The 16,773-nt window shown below is 41.5% G+C and carries 17 protein-coding genes; 11 read left to right on the top strand and 6 right to left on the bottom strand.

Features of this window, described 5'->3' with window-relative positions:
* Positions 1-15: 15 nt before the first annotated feature.
* Genes serS through TPSD3_RS07450 form a run of 3 tightly spaced genes read right to left on the bottom strand, consistent with a single transcriptional unit; the run spans position 16 to position 2,351 of the window.
* A complete protein-coding gene (serS, locus tag TPSD3_RS07440; protein ID WP_086487942.1) occupies positions 16-1,290 on the bottom strand; it encodes a serine--tRNA ligase in 1,275 nt (424 codons plus the stop codon).
* 23 nt (positions 1,291-1,313) lie between these two features.
* A complete protein-coding gene (gene crcB / locus TPSD3_RS07445; RefSeq protein WP_176329775.1) occupies positions 1,314-1,685 on the bottom strand; it encodes a fluoride efflux transporter CrcB in 372 nt (123 codons plus the stop codon).
* Between the two features lie 21 nt (positions 1,686-1,706).
* The gene (locus TPSD3_RS07450) at positions 1,707-2,351 is read right to left on the bottom strand and encodes an SPOR domain-containing protein (RefSeq protein ID WP_176329776.1); all 645 of its coding nucleotides are present in this window, start codon (positions 2,349-2,351) and stop codon (positions 1,707-1,709) included.
* A 300-nt stretch (positions 2,352-2,651) separates the two neighbouring features.
* Here TPSD3_RS07450 and TPSD3_RS07455 point away from each other — a divergent pair, with 300 nt between their 5' ends.
* From TPSD3_RS07455 to TPSD3_RS07470, 5 genes are all read left to right on the top strand, one after another.
* Positions 2,652-3,695: a hypothetical protein gene (locus TPSD3_RS07455; protein WP_140048512.1), complete on the top strand. Its 1,044-nt coding sequence runs from the start codon at positions 2,652-2,654 to the stop codon at positions 3,693-3,695.
* A 15-nt stretch (positions 3,696-3,710) separates the two neighbouring features.
* Entirely contained in the window at positions 3,711-3,947 is a 237-nt protein-coding gene (locus TPSD3_RS17910; protein WP_245391541.1) for a GTP-binding protein, read from the top strand.
* A 21-nt stretch (positions 3,948-3,968) separates the two neighbouring features.
* Positions 3,969-4,241 (top strand): hypothetical protein, encoded by a 273-nt coding sequence (locus tag TPSD3_RS17915; protein ID WP_245391542.1) that lies wholly within the window; start codon positions 3,969-3,971, stop codon positions 4,239-4,241.
* A gap of 22 nt (positions 4,242-4,263) precedes the next feature.
* The gene (locus TPSD3_RS07465) at positions 4,264-4,650 is read left to right on the top strand and encodes a roadblock/LC7 domain-containing protein (RefSeq protein WP_086487945.1); all 387 of its coding nucleotides are present in this window, start codon (positions 4,264-4,266) and stop codon (positions 4,648-4,650) included.
* A 169-nt stretch (positions 4,651-4,819) separates the two neighbouring features.
* Complete coding sequence (locus tag TPSD3_RS07470; RefSeq protein ID WP_086487946.1) at positions 4,820-5,470, top strand: hypothetical protein; 651 nt, start codon at positions 4,820-4,822, stop codon at positions 5,468-5,470.
* Between the two features lie 98 nt (positions 5,471-5,568).
* Here TPSD3_RS07470 and rpoH read toward each other — a convergent pair whose 3' ends face one another.
* The 3 genes from rpoH to bioH all read right to left on the bottom strand — a co-directional run bounded on the left by rpoH (position 5,569) and on the right by bioH (position 11,193).
* The gene (rpoH, locus tag TPSD3_RS07475; protein WP_086487947.1) at positions 5,569-6,435 is read right to left on the bottom strand and encodes an RNA polymerase sigma factor RpoH; all 867 of its coding nucleotides are present in this window, start codon (positions 6,433-6,435) and stop codon (positions 5,569-5,571) included.
* A gap of 623 nt (positions 6,436-7,058) precedes the next feature.
* The gene (locus TPSD3_RS07480; RefSeq protein WP_086487948.1) at positions 7,059-10,124 is read right to left on the bottom strand and encodes a PAS domain S-box protein; all 3,066 of its coding nucleotides are present in this window, start codon (positions 10,122-10,124) and stop codon (positions 7,059-7,061) included.
* Positions 10,125-10,395: 271 nt separating this feature from the next.
* Positions 10,396-11,193 carry a pimeloyl-ACP methyl ester esterase BioH gene (gene bioH, locus TPSD3_RS07485; RefSeq protein ID WP_086487949.1) on the bottom strand — a complete coding sequence of 266 codons (798 nt, stop codon included), beginning with the start codon at positions 11,191-11,193 and terminating at the stop codon, positions 10,396-10,398.
* Positions 11,194-11,407: 214 nt separating this feature from the next.
* On the opposite strand from bioH, the gene TPSD3_RS07490 reads away from it, so the two are divergent.
* From TPSD3_RS07490 to rph, 6 genes are all read left to right on the top strand, one after another.
* The gene (locus tag TPSD3_RS07490; protein ID WP_086487950.1) at positions 11,408-11,728 is read left to right on the top strand and encodes a hypothetical protein; all 321 of its coding nucleotides are present in this window, start codon (positions 11,408-11,410) and stop codon (positions 11,726-11,728) included.
* A gap of 68 nt (positions 11,729-11,796) precedes the next feature.
* The gene (locus tag TPSD3_RS07495) at positions 11,797-12,780 is read left to right on the top strand and encodes a DUF6976 family protein (RefSeq protein WP_086487951.1); all 984 of its coding nucleotides are present in this window, start codon (positions 11,797-11,799) and stop codon (positions 12,778-12,780) included.
* A gap of 69 nt (positions 12,781-12,849) precedes the next feature.
* Complete coding sequence (locus TPSD3_RS07500) at positions 12,850-13,863, top strand: acyltransferase family protein (RefSeq protein ID WP_176329777.1); 1,014 nt, start codon at positions 12,850-12,852, stop codon at positions 13,861-13,863.
* A 68-nt stretch (positions 13,864-13,931) separates the two neighbouring features.
* Complete coding sequence (locus TPSD3_RS07505) at positions 13,932-14,855, top strand: biotin--[acetyl-CoA-carboxylase] ligase (RefSeq protein WP_086487953.1); 924 nt, start codon at positions 13,932-13,934, stop codon at positions 14,853-14,855.
* A gap of 232 nt (positions 14,856-15,087) precedes the next feature.
* Positions 15,088-16,014: an acetyl-CoA carboxylase, carboxyltransferase subunit beta gene (gene accD, locus TPSD3_RS07510; RefSeq protein WP_086487954.1), complete on the top strand. Its 927-nt coding sequence runs from the start codon at positions 15,088-15,090 to the stop codon at positions 16,012-16,014.
* 34 nt (positions 16,015-16,048) lie between these two features.
* A complete protein-coding gene (gene rph / locus TPSD3_RS07515) occupies positions 16,049-16,765 on the top strand; it encodes a ribonuclease PH (RefSeq protein WP_086487955.1) in 717 nt (238 codons plus the stop codon).
* Positions 16,766-16,773: the final 8 nt, after the last annotated feature.

The raw sequence follows: 16,773 nt of genomic DNA on the forward strand, positions 1-16,773 counted from the left end.
AAACCAATGCCACAATTAACCTAACTGGGATAAACCTCCCAAATAAGGTTGCAATACGGTAGGCACAGCCACCCGTCCTGATTCATCCTGATAATTCTCCAAAATCGCCACCAATGTCCGTCCCACAGCTAAACCAGAACCATTTAATGTATGTAATAACAATGGCTTGCGCGTTTCAGGATCACGATAACGTGCTTTCATTCGACGCGCTTGAAAGGCTTCAAAATTACTGCAAGAGGAAATTTCCCGATAGCGATCTTGCCCCGGTAACCACACTTCTAAGTCATAGGTTTTAGCCGAAGAAAAACCCAAATCGCCCGTACATAAACTCACCACACGATAAGGCAATTCTAAGGCTCTTAATACTGCTTCAGCATGTCCTGTTAACTGTTCTAATGCGCTGTAAGATTCGCTGGGCAATACCATTTGCACTAATTCTACTTTCTCAAATTGATGCTGCCGAATCATGCCACGAGTGTCTTTACCATAAGCTCCGGCCTCGCTGCGAAAACAAGGAGTATGGCAAACAAATTTTAAAGGCAACTGTTCGGCTTCAATAATGGTATCACGGACAATATTTGTTACAGGTACTTCAGCGGTGGGAATTAAATAATAATTTTGATGAGGAATATGAAAAAGATCATCGGCAAATTTCGGCAATTGTCCCGTTCCCAATAAACTCTCTGCATTCACCATATACGGCACATTGACTTCTGTATAGCCATGTTGTGTGCTGTGTAAGTCCAACATGAATTGAATTAATGCCCGATGCAAACGCGCCAATTGCCCTTTCATTAGCACAAAACGCGATCCTGTAATTTTAACCGCGGTTTCAAAATCCAATTGCTGATCCAATCCCGCACCCAAATCCACATGGTCTTTAGGCGTAAAATGAAACACCCGCGGCGTTCCCCAACGGCGAACTTCTAAATTATCGGCTTCTCCCTCGCCAATTGGCACGGAAACATGCGGTAAATTTGGCATTCCTAATAACAGACGATTTAAGGCTTCTTGAATATCATCTAATGATGTTTCAGCCTGTTTTAATTGCGTCCCTAATTCGGCCACTGATTGCATTAATTCGTCAACAGATTGACCGTTGCGTTTTGCCAGTCCAATTTCTTTAGAACGTTGATTGCGTTCTGCTTGTAAATCTTGCGTTTTTACCTGTATCGTTTTGCGTCGTTCTTCTAATTCAATAAGACGCATTTGATCCACTGTAAAATTACGAGTGGCTAAACGAGTAATCACTGTGTCTAAATCATTACGAATTAATTGCGAATCAAGCATGTTAATATTATTCCATAAAAAATCTAAAATTGTTTAGCTAAAATCATACCCAGCCAAGTCGCTAATAAACAGCAAAATACACTGACAATGATATTTAAAAAAGCGCGAGTCACTTCACCGATTTGTAACAAGGCAATAGTTTCTAAAGAAAACGTAGAAAAAGTGGTGAATGCGCCCAAAAATCCCATAAAAATCGCCGCCCGCCACTCCACAGCTAACGCCCGATCAGCCAGAAAAAATGCTAAAAAACCAATTAAAAAACTACCCAATAGATTAACCAGCAAAGTTCCCCAAGGAAAATCACGCCCCAACCACGCATAAACCCCCGTCGCTAACCAAAATCGCGCCAATGAACCTATCGCTCCACCTAAACCAATCGCTATTAATTGCAACATGGCGTTATCCGTGAATTTTGTTTAATTAACCTTCTTAATTAAGCCATTTAATCCCATTAAATTTTTTAACTGTCGCAATTGTTTTTCTGCTTCTTTACGTTCGCCCTGCGGCGTTAAACGCACGGTATACCAATCACCAATGCGATGTACTTCAGCATCTAAACCCTTGTCTTTTAACTGTTCTACCAAACGATCCGCACGACTTTCTTCACGAAAGCTGCTGGCCTGCACAATCCAATGTGTCCCCGTCAAAGACACGGAGGTAGAAGAAACTTGATTGTTATCAGTAACATACTGTTCATCTTCCATCGCTTGCCCGCGTCCTAACATCGGTTTTCCATCAATATCGAGAAACACAAAACCAGAGGGCAATGCTTTTGTATTTTGTTGTGCTGCGCCCGTCGTCAGCGCGGGTGAACCCGTCGCCGCCCCTTGTCCCGATAGAATCTCATCCGGCAAGGCCTCACGCAAAGCATAAGCCGCGTCAGAAGCAGAAGACACCCCCAACAACAATTTAAGTAAACTGTAAATTAACAGCATGATAAGGAACAAAACCACCCCGCCCACAACGCGCTGCTTGGGATCGTAAGTTTCAGGAGAAATACGGCGATTGAGTGTTGACATACGAGTTAAATGAGAAATCTGTGCGAAAAATTGGCTGTCCACTATAGCGATTTTGTGATCGAAGATAAACTGTTTGTGCGGGATTCTTTTCTGACAAAACACAAAAAAACATAACGCTTTGTTACAGTTGCCTATCAGTGTGAAGGTTAGCGTCCATTTTTGCAAGCCACCCGCACGCAGGAAATAAACCATCATGACCCGACAATTAGCCCGCAAAACCTATTCTTAATAATACATATTAATACGAAAAACGGCAAAATAATCAATTGCGTTACGACACTAAACGCAGTACAGTGGGATAAATTTATTCTGAATCCTGCTGATTATCCTATTTTAATAAAAATGATGATGTCTTTTCGCATTACTACTTACGCCTTGAATAAAAATGATGATGTTTTGTTCCGTTCTATGTTACAAATTGTCAATGCACAATTGACTGCCTTGTGGGATTTTACGGAAAAAAGGGAGTTGGCGCATTTGACCGTGGTTGACCTTGAGAATCCAATGGGTTGGGCGTTTTGGCAACAACAACATGCCCATATTCCTCTGATCGCTTACACCAAAGAAAATACTCAACAAGCCACTTGGTTTTTAGAAAAACCCATTCGCGTCAAACCGCTGATTCAATTACTTAATACTTTTTCAACAACCCATTGTTTACCCGTGTCATTGCCAGAATCCGCAGAGGTTGTGATTCCCCCGACTCCCCCTGTGGACCCTGCTTCTACTCGGCCAAAAACAACGGCAACCGCTGCGCCTTTGTTGACCGCAGGGCATTTTGATGGGCAGCACACTTTGATCGCTCGGCTTCATCAAGCCAAAACTCAAGCCCACGCCCAACGTTTTTATCTGCCAAACGCCGCCGAACTGCTCTATTCTCCAACCCAACGGTGTGCTTTGACCCAAGAATCTTTAAACAACTATTTACAACAAAAACAAACCCATCTGTACAATGCCCCTCTTGCGCTGATTCGGCAAGAACCCATCACAGAGGCGGCTTTTAATGAACGGCGATCCCGATTTTTTGCTTACGCGCCAGAGGCCATTGAATGGGTGACGGTGCTGTGTTCTTCTCAGGGGCGTTTGAATAAAAATCTGTCTCGAATGCAAACGCTGCGTTTAAAGCAATGGCCGAATTTTGCCATGTTGCCGCACCAAGCCCATCACATTCGCTTGGCGGCATTTATGAATCGTAACACTGCAACAGCAGAGATGATCGCAGAAAAAACGACCGTATCTATCGATCAAGTGATTGATTTTATTAATGCCTGTCATCAGTTACACCTAGTAGAAACCCCTAAAAAAACGCAGCTCTTGGCTAAAAAACCACTTTCTGAACAGCAACGTGACCTATTTCGTGGTATCTTGAAACGCTTGCTGCAATAAAAAAGGCTATCACTCATGAGCGAAATAAAAATTGTGTTCACAGGCAGCATGGGAGCCGGTAAAACCACGGCAATTGCTGCTATCAGTGAAATTCCCGTGATCAACACCGACGTGCGCGCCACCGACCCCACCACGTTGCAGCGTAAAGCCACCACCACTGTAGCGATGGATTATGGCGAATTAACTTTAGAAGATGGACAAAAATTACGCCTATATGGTACGCCCGGCCAATTGCGTTTTGAATACATGTGAAAAATTTTAACCCATGGCGCATTGGGATTAATTATTTTAATCGATAATTCAGGCTCTGATCCGATTGGAGAATTAATGCGTTATCTGGATAATTTTCGAGAAGTTATTCACGAAACCAGCGCGGTCATAGCAATTACCCATACAGACACCCATCCCGAACCCAACGTAGAAAATTATCATCACTATTTACACGAATGTGGCATAGAATTGCCTGTGTTTGCTGTCGATGCGCGTTGTGCTGACAGTGTGGTGATGTTGATCCAAGCCTTATTGGCGATGTTGGAATTTGGTTAAATTTATCGAATGGAATTTTATAATGCTTGCTCCTGAACTGATTAAACCTGTGGAAGATCGTTTGGCAAAATTATTAGATTTGTGTGATGTGGTGGACGCGGTGTTGGTCGCCACGCTGGATGGCCACTTGTGTGCCATGCGCCAACGACAAAAGAAATACCCCTTAGAACGTCTTGCCACTATGGGCAGTACATTAATGTCCTTAGGCGATACCATTACGGCTGAACTGGCCATGGGGACGTGCGACAATATCATCTCTGAAAATCGTCAAGGTATTGTGGCTTTCATGCACATCAATCAAGATTTAGTCTTGGTGTCCCTCACCTCAAGTAAAAATGCGTTGGGATTATTGCTGAGTCATTCCCGAAGCTGCGCCCAAGATGTGGCCAAGTTGGTTAAACCTCGTTAAAAGTACCGAGGGCAGTGATAGATTTTATCCATTAGTATTTGCTAATATACTGTCACCATGTTAATCTTTTAACCCGTTGGATTTGACCTTATACTTAATAACTGTAACCTATGTAAGGGGACAAGTGTCCCTGCGCGAATTTTTTTACCCGATTAGGAGTGATTTTTAAATGAAATCTTATTATATAGCCGCTATGGCACTGACTTTAACTGTTTCTGCTCATCCTTTGTTGGCACAAGAAGCCGCTCCTGTGGAAGCTGCTCCCGTTGCCGCCGAAGCTCCCGCTACCACCGAAGCTGCTCCCGCCGCTGCAGAAACGGCCGCTAATCCCGTGGTCAACCTGATGCAACAGCACCGTCAACAACGTCAACAATTGCATCAAGAATATATGCAGAAATTGCGCGAAACCAAAGACCCCGAAGCCCGCCGCCAAATGATGCAAGAACATCAACAACAAATGCAGCAACACATGGCTGAAATGCGCGAGGCAATGATGCAAGAGCGTATGGCCGCCATGAAGGCAATGCAGGAAAGAATGGGCGAAATGCCAGAAACAGGCGAAATGCCAGCCATGCCTTTTGGTCCCTACGGCGCAGCACCACAAATGCCGGGTGGTTTTGGGTATCATCCCGGTCAAATGGGTTACGGTCAAGGCTACGGCTATGCGCCCCAGTTCAATCACCCTATGCGTGAAGAAATGCGTGCCGAGCGTCGCCGCCAACACCAAGGACATCGCCAAATGATGGAAGAACGTTTGGATCGCATCGAAGGCATGTTACAACAATTGTTAGAGGCACAAAAACCAGCCGCTGCGCAATAAGTTTTAATTCAGACGGAAGAACGCGACGCACAGCACAAGGGACAACAGTATAACACTGTTGTCCCTTGTGTATTTTTGCATTAACCCATCTCAGTTGGCTACAACACCAGTAAGTTGATATTTTTCTTCAACTTTTTCATGGCATTATTTTCAATCTGACGAATCCGCTCCGCAGAGACTTGGTAATGCGCGGCTAACTCTTGTAAAGTGGCTTTCTGTTCAGAGAGCCAGCGTTTTTTCAAAATATCCTGACTGCGGGCATCCAGTTTTTGTAATGCCTGATGCAATTGATCGTGACCGTGTTCTTCCCATTCGTCTTGTTCGATCATGGCCGCTGGATCGTAACGCACATCTTCTAAATAACCCGCCGGAGACAAGGCATCACTGTCATCATCTCCTTCAGCCGGGGGATCAAAAGCCATGTCGTGCATACTCAAACGTGTTTCCATTTCTAACACGTCTTTGGTGCTGACTCCTAAGTCCCGTGCGACACACTCCACTTCATCTTGGGTCAACCAGCCTAAGCGTTTTTTCGCGCTACGTAAGTTAAAAAACAATTTACGTTGCGATTTGGTGGTGGCGACTTTGACGATACGCCAATTGCGTAAGATATATTCGTGAATTTCAGCGCGAATCCAATGCACCGCAAAGGACACTAAACGCACGCCCACTGTGGGATCGAAACGTTTAACGGCTTTCATCAGGCCGATGTTGCCTTCTTGGATTAAATCGGATTGTGGCAAGCCGTAACCGCGATAACTGTGTGCAATGTGCATGACAAAACGCAAGTGCGACATGACCAAAACCCGTGCGGCATCTAGGTCATCGAGTCCACGTAAACGTTCAGCTAAGGCGCGTTCTTCGTCGGCTGTGAGCATGGGAATGGCTTTAATAGATTGGGCATAGCCTTCGATGCTGCCACCGGGGACGGCAAGTTGTATATTCAAGCTCAGTCCATAAGACATAGTTCTGTGTCTCCGTTATTTCAAACTCATCCAAACCTATCCATAGATAACTATTTATCGATTTAGTGTTGAATTTCTAATACATAGAGGAGGGTTTCAGTGATCTTTAAAGCCAGAGCCTTCCTCTCCAAAGGCTTAAACGGTGTCATTCACCGCCACGCCTCTTGTCTTTCAGAGTTAAATCGCAACGTGGATTCTGAACAGAATTTGGTTTGAAGTCACGTATAGGTTAAGTTAAGTCTTAGTTTAAAACTCAGGTATTATTATGTCAATAGCATAATACGGCATTTCAGTATAAGATTTGTCTATCTGATCCGTCTCCAACATTGGGATTTATCCTAGTTGATTGAGTTTTTTTTTTGAATAGGGGAAAATCCTTAGCACAGCAAATAATTGCGTTTTATTGTGGGTTGATTGTGCGAGTTTCGTATCGTCTCAACGACTTAATGCGTTGAAATAACAAGGAATAATTGTAGTATATCTTGGATTTTGGAAAACAAAAAAATTAAGTCATTGATAACATTTTTTGTCCGAATCAAAATTGACAGCAAAGTTAATATACCAAAATGAAGTCATTTATAATGATCAGAAATTCTGTCAATGCTGATTTTGACAAAATAAAATTATCCCTCTTTCGTTTCCAATTCAGTAATGCCATTCCAATTGGGATCGTCGCCGTAGCGGCCCCAAAATTGACACCGCTTTAAATAAATTTGTGAGGCTTTATCTTTAGGATTAAGACGTAAGCATTCGTTAAATTTTTCTTCGGCTTCAGTGAAATTACGCCGCTGATAATCGGTAAATCCCGTGGTAAAAAGTTCTAAAATACTGCGTTTTGCTTCTCTTATTTCAGGAGAGCAACCATTGAGAATTTCAAACACAATCACAGGCTCCGATTTGCCTTTTACGCGCACTTTATCAATGATGCGAATGTCATAATTATCTAATTCATTTAATTCATTAAAAGTATGTTCCGTAATTAATAAAGACGCACCATACATTTTGGTTAATGCTTCGACACGAGAAGCCAAATTAACCGCATCACTAATCACTGTACCATCCATACGAGTTCGCCCGCCAATAGTGCCTAACATGAGCGATCCCGTGTGAATGCCAATGCCAATTTCAATCGGTAAATAACCTTTTGGTTGTCGCTCGGCATTGTATAAATGTAAATTATTTAACATGCCTATTGCCGCTTTTACGGCATCATCAGCCGTATGTGGAAATAAAGCCATAATGGCATCGCCAATATATTTATCAATAAACCCCTGATGCTGCACAATCGCAGGCTCCATTTTACTTAAATAAGCATTAATAAAACGAAAATTATCTTCTGGAGTCATTGATTCTGATAATGCGGTAAAATCTCGAATATCTGAAAACATAATGGTCATGTCTTTTTGGACTTGATCTCCCAATTCCACATCGACAATACTTTCTTTCCCCAGAAAACTTAAAAATTCTCTCGGCACAAAACGACTATACGCATGATTTTGACGCTCTAATTCGCGCTTACTGCGTTGCAAATCTTGTTGGGTGCGTTTTAACTCGGTAATGTCGCTAATAATGCCCGTGAACATTCTCCGATGTTCTAATTCCAATTCATTCACCGCTAAATAAATGGGGAAAATAGAACCATCTCGACGTTTACCGACAATTTCCCGTCCCATTCCAATAATGCCACGCTGTCCTGTTTCCAAATAATTCTCAATGTACAAATCATGTTGCTCGCTATAAGGCGTGGGCATGAGAATGCTAATATTTTTATTTAATAACTCCTCAATATGATCGTAACCAAACATTTTTACTAACGAAGGATTGCCTAAATGAATAATCCCCTTCGTATCAATCATAATAATGCCATCCACCGCAGTATCAATAATGGTACGAAAACGCTTTTCATTTTCTCGTAACGCAATTTCCGCTTGAATGCGCGGCGTAATGTCAGTGGCTAAAACAATCACGCCCGTTAATTCGCCTTTTTCATCAATAAAAGGCACTTTATCCGCTTGCATCCATACCAATTTTTGATGTTTATCATATAAACGTTTGGTAATGCCTAATTTCGGTTGGCGCGTGGTGATCACTTCGCAATCTTCTTGATAAGCAATATCCGCTGCCGCTTGATTTAATAATTCATATAAAGAATAAGGCGCAGATTGATCTGCATTAACGCCAATTAATTCCGCCGCAGATCGATTCATCCATAGAATATTATTATTTGTGTCTTTATGCCAAATAAAAGCGGGCGCAGCATCAAAAATTAATTCTTGTTCACGTTGTTTATGGCGAATAGTGGCTTCTGCTTTTTTGCGTTCATTCACTTCTTTGGCTAAATCATCGTTTAAATCTTTCATTTCATCCAAAGTCATTTCTAAACTAAAATTAGCCGTGCGCAATTCGGCGGTGCGCGCTTCAACCAATTGTTCTAATTCGGCGCGAGATTGCTGCAATTGGGCTAACATGGTGTTAAACATGCTGGCTAATAATCCCACTTCATCGCGGGTAGTGACGTGAGCGCGGGCGTGTAAATCGCCGTTTTGCACGTGTTCAATGGTTTGGGTCAACGATTCCAACGGACGCGACAACGCCCGTGCCAATAAAAAAGTTCCACCTAAGCCCAAGAAAATACTCAAAATAGTACCAATCGCAAACGCATTTAACATGCTTTGACGCAAGGGCGCAAAAAACTCCGCCTCATCAGCTTTCACCACCAATCCCCAGCCTGTCCCTGTTGGCACGGGACGGTACACGGCTAATACCGCTTGTTGATACTGATCTTGACCTAATAAAACGGCAGGTTGTTCTTGGGCGATTCGTGCTTGCAATTGTTCGGATAATTTACCCAATAACGGAACATTTTCAGCCACTTGAGGCGCATTTACTTTATGTGTGGCAGAAAGCAGTTCAAAATCTTTGGTTAATAAAAAGGCTTCTCCACTTTGACCAAAAACTTGATCCGCACGCAAAATATGGGTCAAGGCTTGATGCTTGATATTAATCACTAAAATCGCTAAACGTTCTTCACTTTCTAAAGAGTATACATAATGTGCAATAAATAAATCTAAAGGAACATTACGCGATATTTTCTTAGAATGTTTCACACCAATTTTATGCCCTTGTTCCACGTTAGTTTTTATTTCTTCAAATAAATGATGAGGCAGTATTTTACCAATTTCTAACCATTCGGTAGAAACAATCACAATACCTGTTTTAATATCCACCAATTGAATAGAATCATACGCCGCATAAGCCGATTTAAAAAATAATAAATCATCACTTAATGTTTTATACATTAAACTTTGTTGTAAAGAAGAAGGAATTGCTGAGACCGTTGGATCGGCGACATGTTGTTCTAATAATTTTTCCAAATTAGAAGAGTAAATAGCAAACAATGTATGGCGTAACATGCGGCTATTTGACAGAATTTCGACATTATTCATGCGCTCTTCTAACCAATTTTCTAAATTGGCTTCTTTCAAATCAGTAATTAAATTAAGATGACTAAAGATTTCCGCTTGTCGTTGGCTATATTCCCCCTCAATAGATAATAAAGGCAAGCCATAAATGCGCACCCCATTAATAATGAGTAACGTCACCGCAAACATAATTCCAAAAAATAGAATCATGCGCGCTTGTAAACCCAACACAATACGTGGTACGCTTTCGTTGTTTTTTAAAATCATTGACACGTGATATAACCCAGTGCAAAAACGGTGAAAATAAGACAAGATAAAGTTCAGCCCTCGCGCATGAAACAACAAAATTTATGCCATACGTTGCTTCAAATTCCAAAACAAGTACGCAAGCCAATTATAATAACAAATCATAGGCTTTAGCGATCAATTAAGTGTTTGATATTCCACAACTGCAACAAAAAGTGACGACATATCAAGGAATAGACTCGTCGGTGTCATTCTTGATCGTTTGAGGGATTAAATGGAGAATGGCTGTAAATTAATTCTGTAAATGTTGCAATTCGGTAAATTTTGATTCTGGCAACAAAAATGATCGCATTATTGGATCAATAATTTCAAAATGGGATAAAAAAGGCAAATGCGCGGCGGGTTTAACCACCACGGTTTTTAATGTAGGCCACCATTTGGCGATGTCGTGACGCACGGCGACTGGCACCAGCGCGTCGTAGTGTCCTAAAAAAAGTAATGCAGGACAAGAAATTGCAGCCAGTTCTTTGCGTAAGTCACTGTTGATTAACAAGGTTAAACCTTGTTGTAAAGTCGCCAGCGACGGATAACCGGCCTGTGCCACTAAAGGCTGTAATTGGCGTAATTTTTGGCGTGGCGCGTCCAAACCACGCACTTGCAACAACAAAAAACGCTGTAAAGTCCCTTCAATATCCTGCGCCAATTGGTGAGCGAATTGATTTAATACCTGAGGAGTCATCGCGTGCGGCCAATCATCGGCCGTCATAAAACACGGAGAACTGGCAAATAAAACCAATGCCTGCACCCGTTCTGGCCGCCACCGTGCCATCGCACTGGCCAATAATCCCCCCAAAGACCACCCCACCCATATCGCTCGCGCTGGCAATTGCGCCGCCAACACGGGAAGCAATCGCTCCCAATCGTAATCACATAACGGACTTTGCCCATGTCCGGGCAAATCCACTTGATAAACCGTAAAATACCGCGCCCATTGCGCCGCACAATCTTCCCAAATCGCATGATTAAATCCCCAACCATGCAACAAAATAAGAGGAAAACCTTGCCCTTGTTGTTTGATATACAGTGTCATGCTTAAACCTGATTAAGTGAAAAAAAAGGATTGGGAAATAAATACACGTATTTTTATCATTGTTTATTCTTTAATAACAATAGGCTTTGCCATTTTAGCAAAATCCATTTATAGTTAAGTCAGTTTTATGCGGTTATCGCAAAGTAAAATATTACTTTAATATGGCTGCTGTGTTTAAAAAATAGTAATAGAAACCACCTAAGGAGAAAATGTGATGTTAATGCTTATTCCCGATAAATCGGCTCTCATTTGGCGACAACTGATCATGGGAGAAAGAGAATATCGCTTTAAATTAGTGCCGGCCAGCATGATGTTATCGCGTTTAATTCGTTCCGTACAATCGGATAATTCAGAGGCGAATATACAGCGTTGTATTGATGAATTGCATCACTTTTTTAACCACTATCATGTGGTATTAAGTAAAGATATTCAAATTTTGTTTGGTTCTCAAACCGAACATTCCCCCGTTGCAACAACGACGAGTGCATCTTTATTACAACAACGCAATTTTTCTTCTCATGCGCCTTTGCGTTAAAAAAAGAGGTTAAAAGATGCTGATGTTGCTGCATCATATTCACTTATTTTTAGGATGGAGAAGCCCGAATGTTATTGTCAGTTGCAGAAACCGCTAACCGTATTAATCAGGGAGAAATATTAATGGTAGCGGGTGAAGAAAATTTATTGCGGCAATTACCCAAAGGACAATGGATTGGTGGAACAATTCCTTATTTCATGACTGAAAAAGGAGGATTATCCACGCAAACAGAATTGTTTGTGACTATTTTGCCTTCTGCGTTATTTCCAACGATAACTATTCGGGCTTATGCGCCCGAATCTTTAGCCCAAATGACGCAAGATGCGCCTGAAAATGGTCTGTCTTTTATTATTATTCCTGCGACCAGTCAAGCACATATTCGTTATGCGCAAGACGCGCCTAATTATCCCGATATGTTTATGAAGCCAATTATCGGTTGGATTTCTGGTGTACATTTAGAACAATTAGGGCGAACGACTCCAAAGGTGATCAATGGTTCAACGGGCGATGTGTTGGAAAATCACGCTGTGGTCATGCACTTGGGCTTAACGGCAGATAAAATGGCTTTGATTAATATTATTAATCTATTTGAGCTGGGCGAAGGGGATGATATTTGTTTTGAAACTGGTGGATTTAGCGTCACGGATTGCCTTATTAATGGCGAAAAACAGAATTTTGCCCAGTATTTATTGTCACGTGGAATTGACACGAAATATCCATTAGTGGCAGATTATTGTGGGGCTTTGGTGAATGTCAGTTTTCAAAGTGTGGATGCTCAACAGCAATGTGTGCATTTATACGCGCCTGTTTTTAATAAAGTCACTTATCGCATTGCCAAGCCTTTAGGGGATTATGTATCGGCTTTTAAAGCGGCATTGCCGCATGGTTTAACTGCGCCTATTTTTGCGTGTAATTGCATTTTGAATTATCTTTATTCCGAATTAGAAGGGCAGCATACCGATCCCATTACAGGCCCCATGACTTTTGGCGAAATTGCTTATCAATTGTTGAATCAAACTTTGGTTTATGTTGAAATTCAAAATATAAACTAATTGAGTGCAATAAAGAGGATGATTATCCTCTTTATTGTTTTTTTGAAAAAAATAAAAGGTCAAGTGCGTATGTTTTTAAATTATATTAACAATTTACGTGGTTTTGTGATTTTATTGATCGTAGCAACGCATTGTTTATGGGCGGGGTTATTGGTGTGGCCGCCGATGGATAATATGTTTTCTATCAATGGATTTTTACACACTTTTATTTTGCGTTCATCGGGTTATTTTGTATTTATTGCGGGTTTTTTATTTCAGTATTTATCGGCTAAATTTATTTTTAGTAAATATCTTAATACCAAATTTAATAATGTGATTTTACCCTATTTACTTATTTCCATTCCTGCGATTGCTTACGATGCTTTTGTGAGAAGTGATGGGGTTTTTCACGATTATGATCCTATTGTGCGGGTGCTGCTTTATTATATACATGGAATGCACATGAGTTATATGTGGTTTATTCCGATGATTGTTATTTTTTATTTTGTTGCGCCGTTGTTAATTAAATTAAATCAATATCCGAAATTATATTGGTCATTACCTATTTTTGTGATAATTTCCTTGGTGGTGCATCGAGAAGTTGTTCCTTACCATAATCCTTTACAATCGTTTGTGCATTATTTCTCTATTTATGTTTTTGGGATGTGGGTGAGTCAATATCGAGACATGGTGTTAGCGTGGTTAGAAAAATATGGGTTACTGGTATTAGGATTATTTTTATTGTCTATATTTATGCAGTTTTATTTACGCTTTATTCTTAATCTTGATTTTTATATGGAAATGGCTGCTTATTTTAAAGTTATTTTTGGTTCATTACTGATGGTTTATTTATTTCGACGTTATGATCATTACTTAGGCACTTCTTTGGATAAAATTGCCGCGATGAGTTTTGGGATTTATTTTGTACACGGTTATGTGTTATCGGTGTTACGCATTATTATTAATAAATTTTCTTTGGTCATTCACGGCAATATTCTCACTTATTTGCTGCTGTTTCTTTTTACATTAATAAGCACTTTAATTATTTTATGGATAGTAAAAGCCTTGCTTGGAAAACATAGCCGTAAATTGGTTGGATACTAAGAAAGTATTTTTTACCTTATAACGATAATATTCACTGTTTATTTTTCCTTACTACTGACCATTTTACCGTGCTTTATTTACAGAACATTTTACAACAATTAGCCGATGGAAACATTCACCATTTCTCTGACGAATCCCTGTCATTTTCTTTAAACCAATGCCATGATTTAGGTTTGTCCATCGTCTCGCCTGCCATAGGGCAATATCAATGGTTAAAGCCATTTCCTCCTTTAGATGCGGCGCGTTTATATTCTCTTTGTTCGGATGGATTGCAAGAGTTTTTTGCATCGATTCAGGTGATGACGGTTTTAGATTCCAGTAATCGTTATTTATTAGAACAGGTCAATGAGCCGCAAATTTGTCTTGCAGAGTATCAAACCGATGGCCGCGGCCAACATGGGCGCACTTGGTTGGCACCGTGGGGAGGAAGTATTTGTTTATCAATACGTTATCATTGGGATACCATGACCAGTGCCGCGGGGTTAACGCTAGCCGTTGCCGTTGCCATTGCTAATTTATTACGAGAATGGGGCGCGCCTGTTTCTATTAAATGGCCTAATGATCTTTATGTTAATCATGCTAAATTAGCGGGTTTATTGCTCGATATTCGTCATTTAAAACAAAAACAAATATTAGTATTAGGATTGGGATTAAATTATGATTTAACCCAAGCTCCCATCACATTAACTCAATATGCACCTGCCGATTTAAAAAGTGTTTTATCTCATTTACCCTCGCGCACCATTTTAGCCGCGCAATTAATAGAAACTTGTTTTCGAGTTTTATCCAGTTTTCCTTATACGGGATTATCGCCTTATTTAGCCGATTGGGCGAAATGTGATGCCTTATTTGAAAAAAATATCGCTGTCCAAATCGGTCAACAAACCCATTACGGCATCGCGCAAGGTATCACAGAACAAGGCGCATTACGAGTACGCACGGGCGCGACCATTCGCCATTATTCCTGCGGCAGCGTGCGGCAAGTGGTGTAGAGCGGATAAATTTCAGTTTCAGGAACGGTATCCAGTAATGTGCTTTTTCCATTCGAGGTGGTTTTGTGTGGTTCGATAACAGAGAATCGCCTCAGCGAATCTTGTTATTCTGCTTTATAATCCATAACCTTTCCATTCTCCTCAGAGTGAGTTAATCCCCCTCTTGAGAGACCCTTAGAAAATCTTTTATATTTTCTAACACCTAATTTCTAAAATATAATGCGATAACATCATGAGTTGGTTTGAAAAACTATTACCCTCCCGCATTCGTACCGATGGCACTAAAAGTAAACATACCGTGCCAGAAGGCCTATGGTCAAAATGTCCTGTGTGTGAAACAGTTCTGTATCGGGCTGAATTAGAACGAAATTTACATGTCTGCCCAAAATGCAATCATCACATGCGGATTCGTGCGCGACAACGCTTAGAACACTTTTTAGACCCATCGCCCCGCACTGAAATTGCTGGCCATCTTGCGCCTGTGGATCGGTTAAAATTCCGCGATAGTAAAAAATACAAAGACCGCATTAATCAAGCACAAAAAACCACCAATGAAAAAGATGCCTTAATCGTCATGCGCGGCTATTTACATGGCTTGGCGGTGGTGGCTTGTGCGTTTGAATTTGAATTTATGGCGGGTTCTATGGGCAGTGTGGTGGGTGAACGGTTTGTGCGCGGCGTGGATACGGCTATCGCTCATCATACGCCGTTCGTTTGCTTCTCAGCCAGCGGCGGCGCACGAATGCAAGAAGCTCTGTTTTCTCTCATGCAAATGGCAAAAACCAGCGCAGCATTAAACCGCTTAACTCAACACGGTTTACCTTTTATTTCGGTTCTTACCGATCCGACAACGGGCGGCGTTTCAGCCAGTTTGGCCATGTTAGGCGATATTAATGTCGCAGAACCTAATGCGTTAATTGGCTTTGCAGGGCCGCGAGTGATTGAACAAACCGTGCGCGAAACCTTACCTGAAGGCTTTCAACGCAGCGAGTTTTTATTAAAACATGGGGTGATTGATTTAATTTTGGATCGACGAGAAATGCGGGATAGATTAGCCATTTTATTGGCGATGCTGACCCAACAACCTTCTCCGATGGTCGCCTTATTGTCGGATCAATCCAATCAAGCGGATGCGGTGAAAAAATCGCCAGAGACTTGATTAATTTCATTTATTTTATAGACAAGGAAAGTTCATGCGTCCCAGTGGTCGAGCAGTTGATGAATTACGAAAAGTGCGTTTAACCCGACATTACACCCGTCATGCAGAGGGATCAGTATTGGTCGAATTCGGAGAAACGCGGGTATTATGTACAGCCAGTGTAGAAGGACGTGTGCCACGTTTTCTTAAAGATCGCCACCAAGGTTGGGTCACGGCTGAATACGGCATGTTGCCGCGCTCCACACACCAACGCATGCAGCGCGAAGCCAGTAACGGACGACAAGGTGGTCGAACATTAGAAATTCAGCGACTCATTGGGCGATCTTTGCGTTCGGTGGTGGATTTAGAGGCACTGGGTGAACGAACCATCACTATTGACTGCGATGTGTTGCAAGCGGATGGGGGAACAAGAACTGCCGCAATTACAGGCGGTTATGTGGCGTTGGTGGATGCGGTGCGTTTTTTACTCGACAAAAAACAGATCAAAACCAATCCCATTCACGGGGCAATTGCCGCCGTTTCGGTGGGCATTTACCGCGGTACACCCGTGTTGGATTTGGAATATGCTGAAGACAGTGAAGCGGAAACCGATATGACCGTGGTCATGAACGATGTAGGGCATTTTGTCGAATTACAAGGCACGGCTGAAGGCCACGCTTTTTCACCTGTAGAATTAAGTCAATTATTAGATTTGGCTAAAAAAGGCGTTAATGAATTATTAATGCAACAATCACAGGTTTTAAAAGCGTAAGTTTTGAA

It is taken from the genome of Thioflexithrix psekupsensis, from assembly GCF_002149925.1.
GTDB classification, from domain to species: domain Bacteria; phylum Pseudomonadota; class Gammaproteobacteria; order Beggiatoales; family Beggiatoaceae; genus Thioflexithrix; species Thioflexithrix psekupsensis.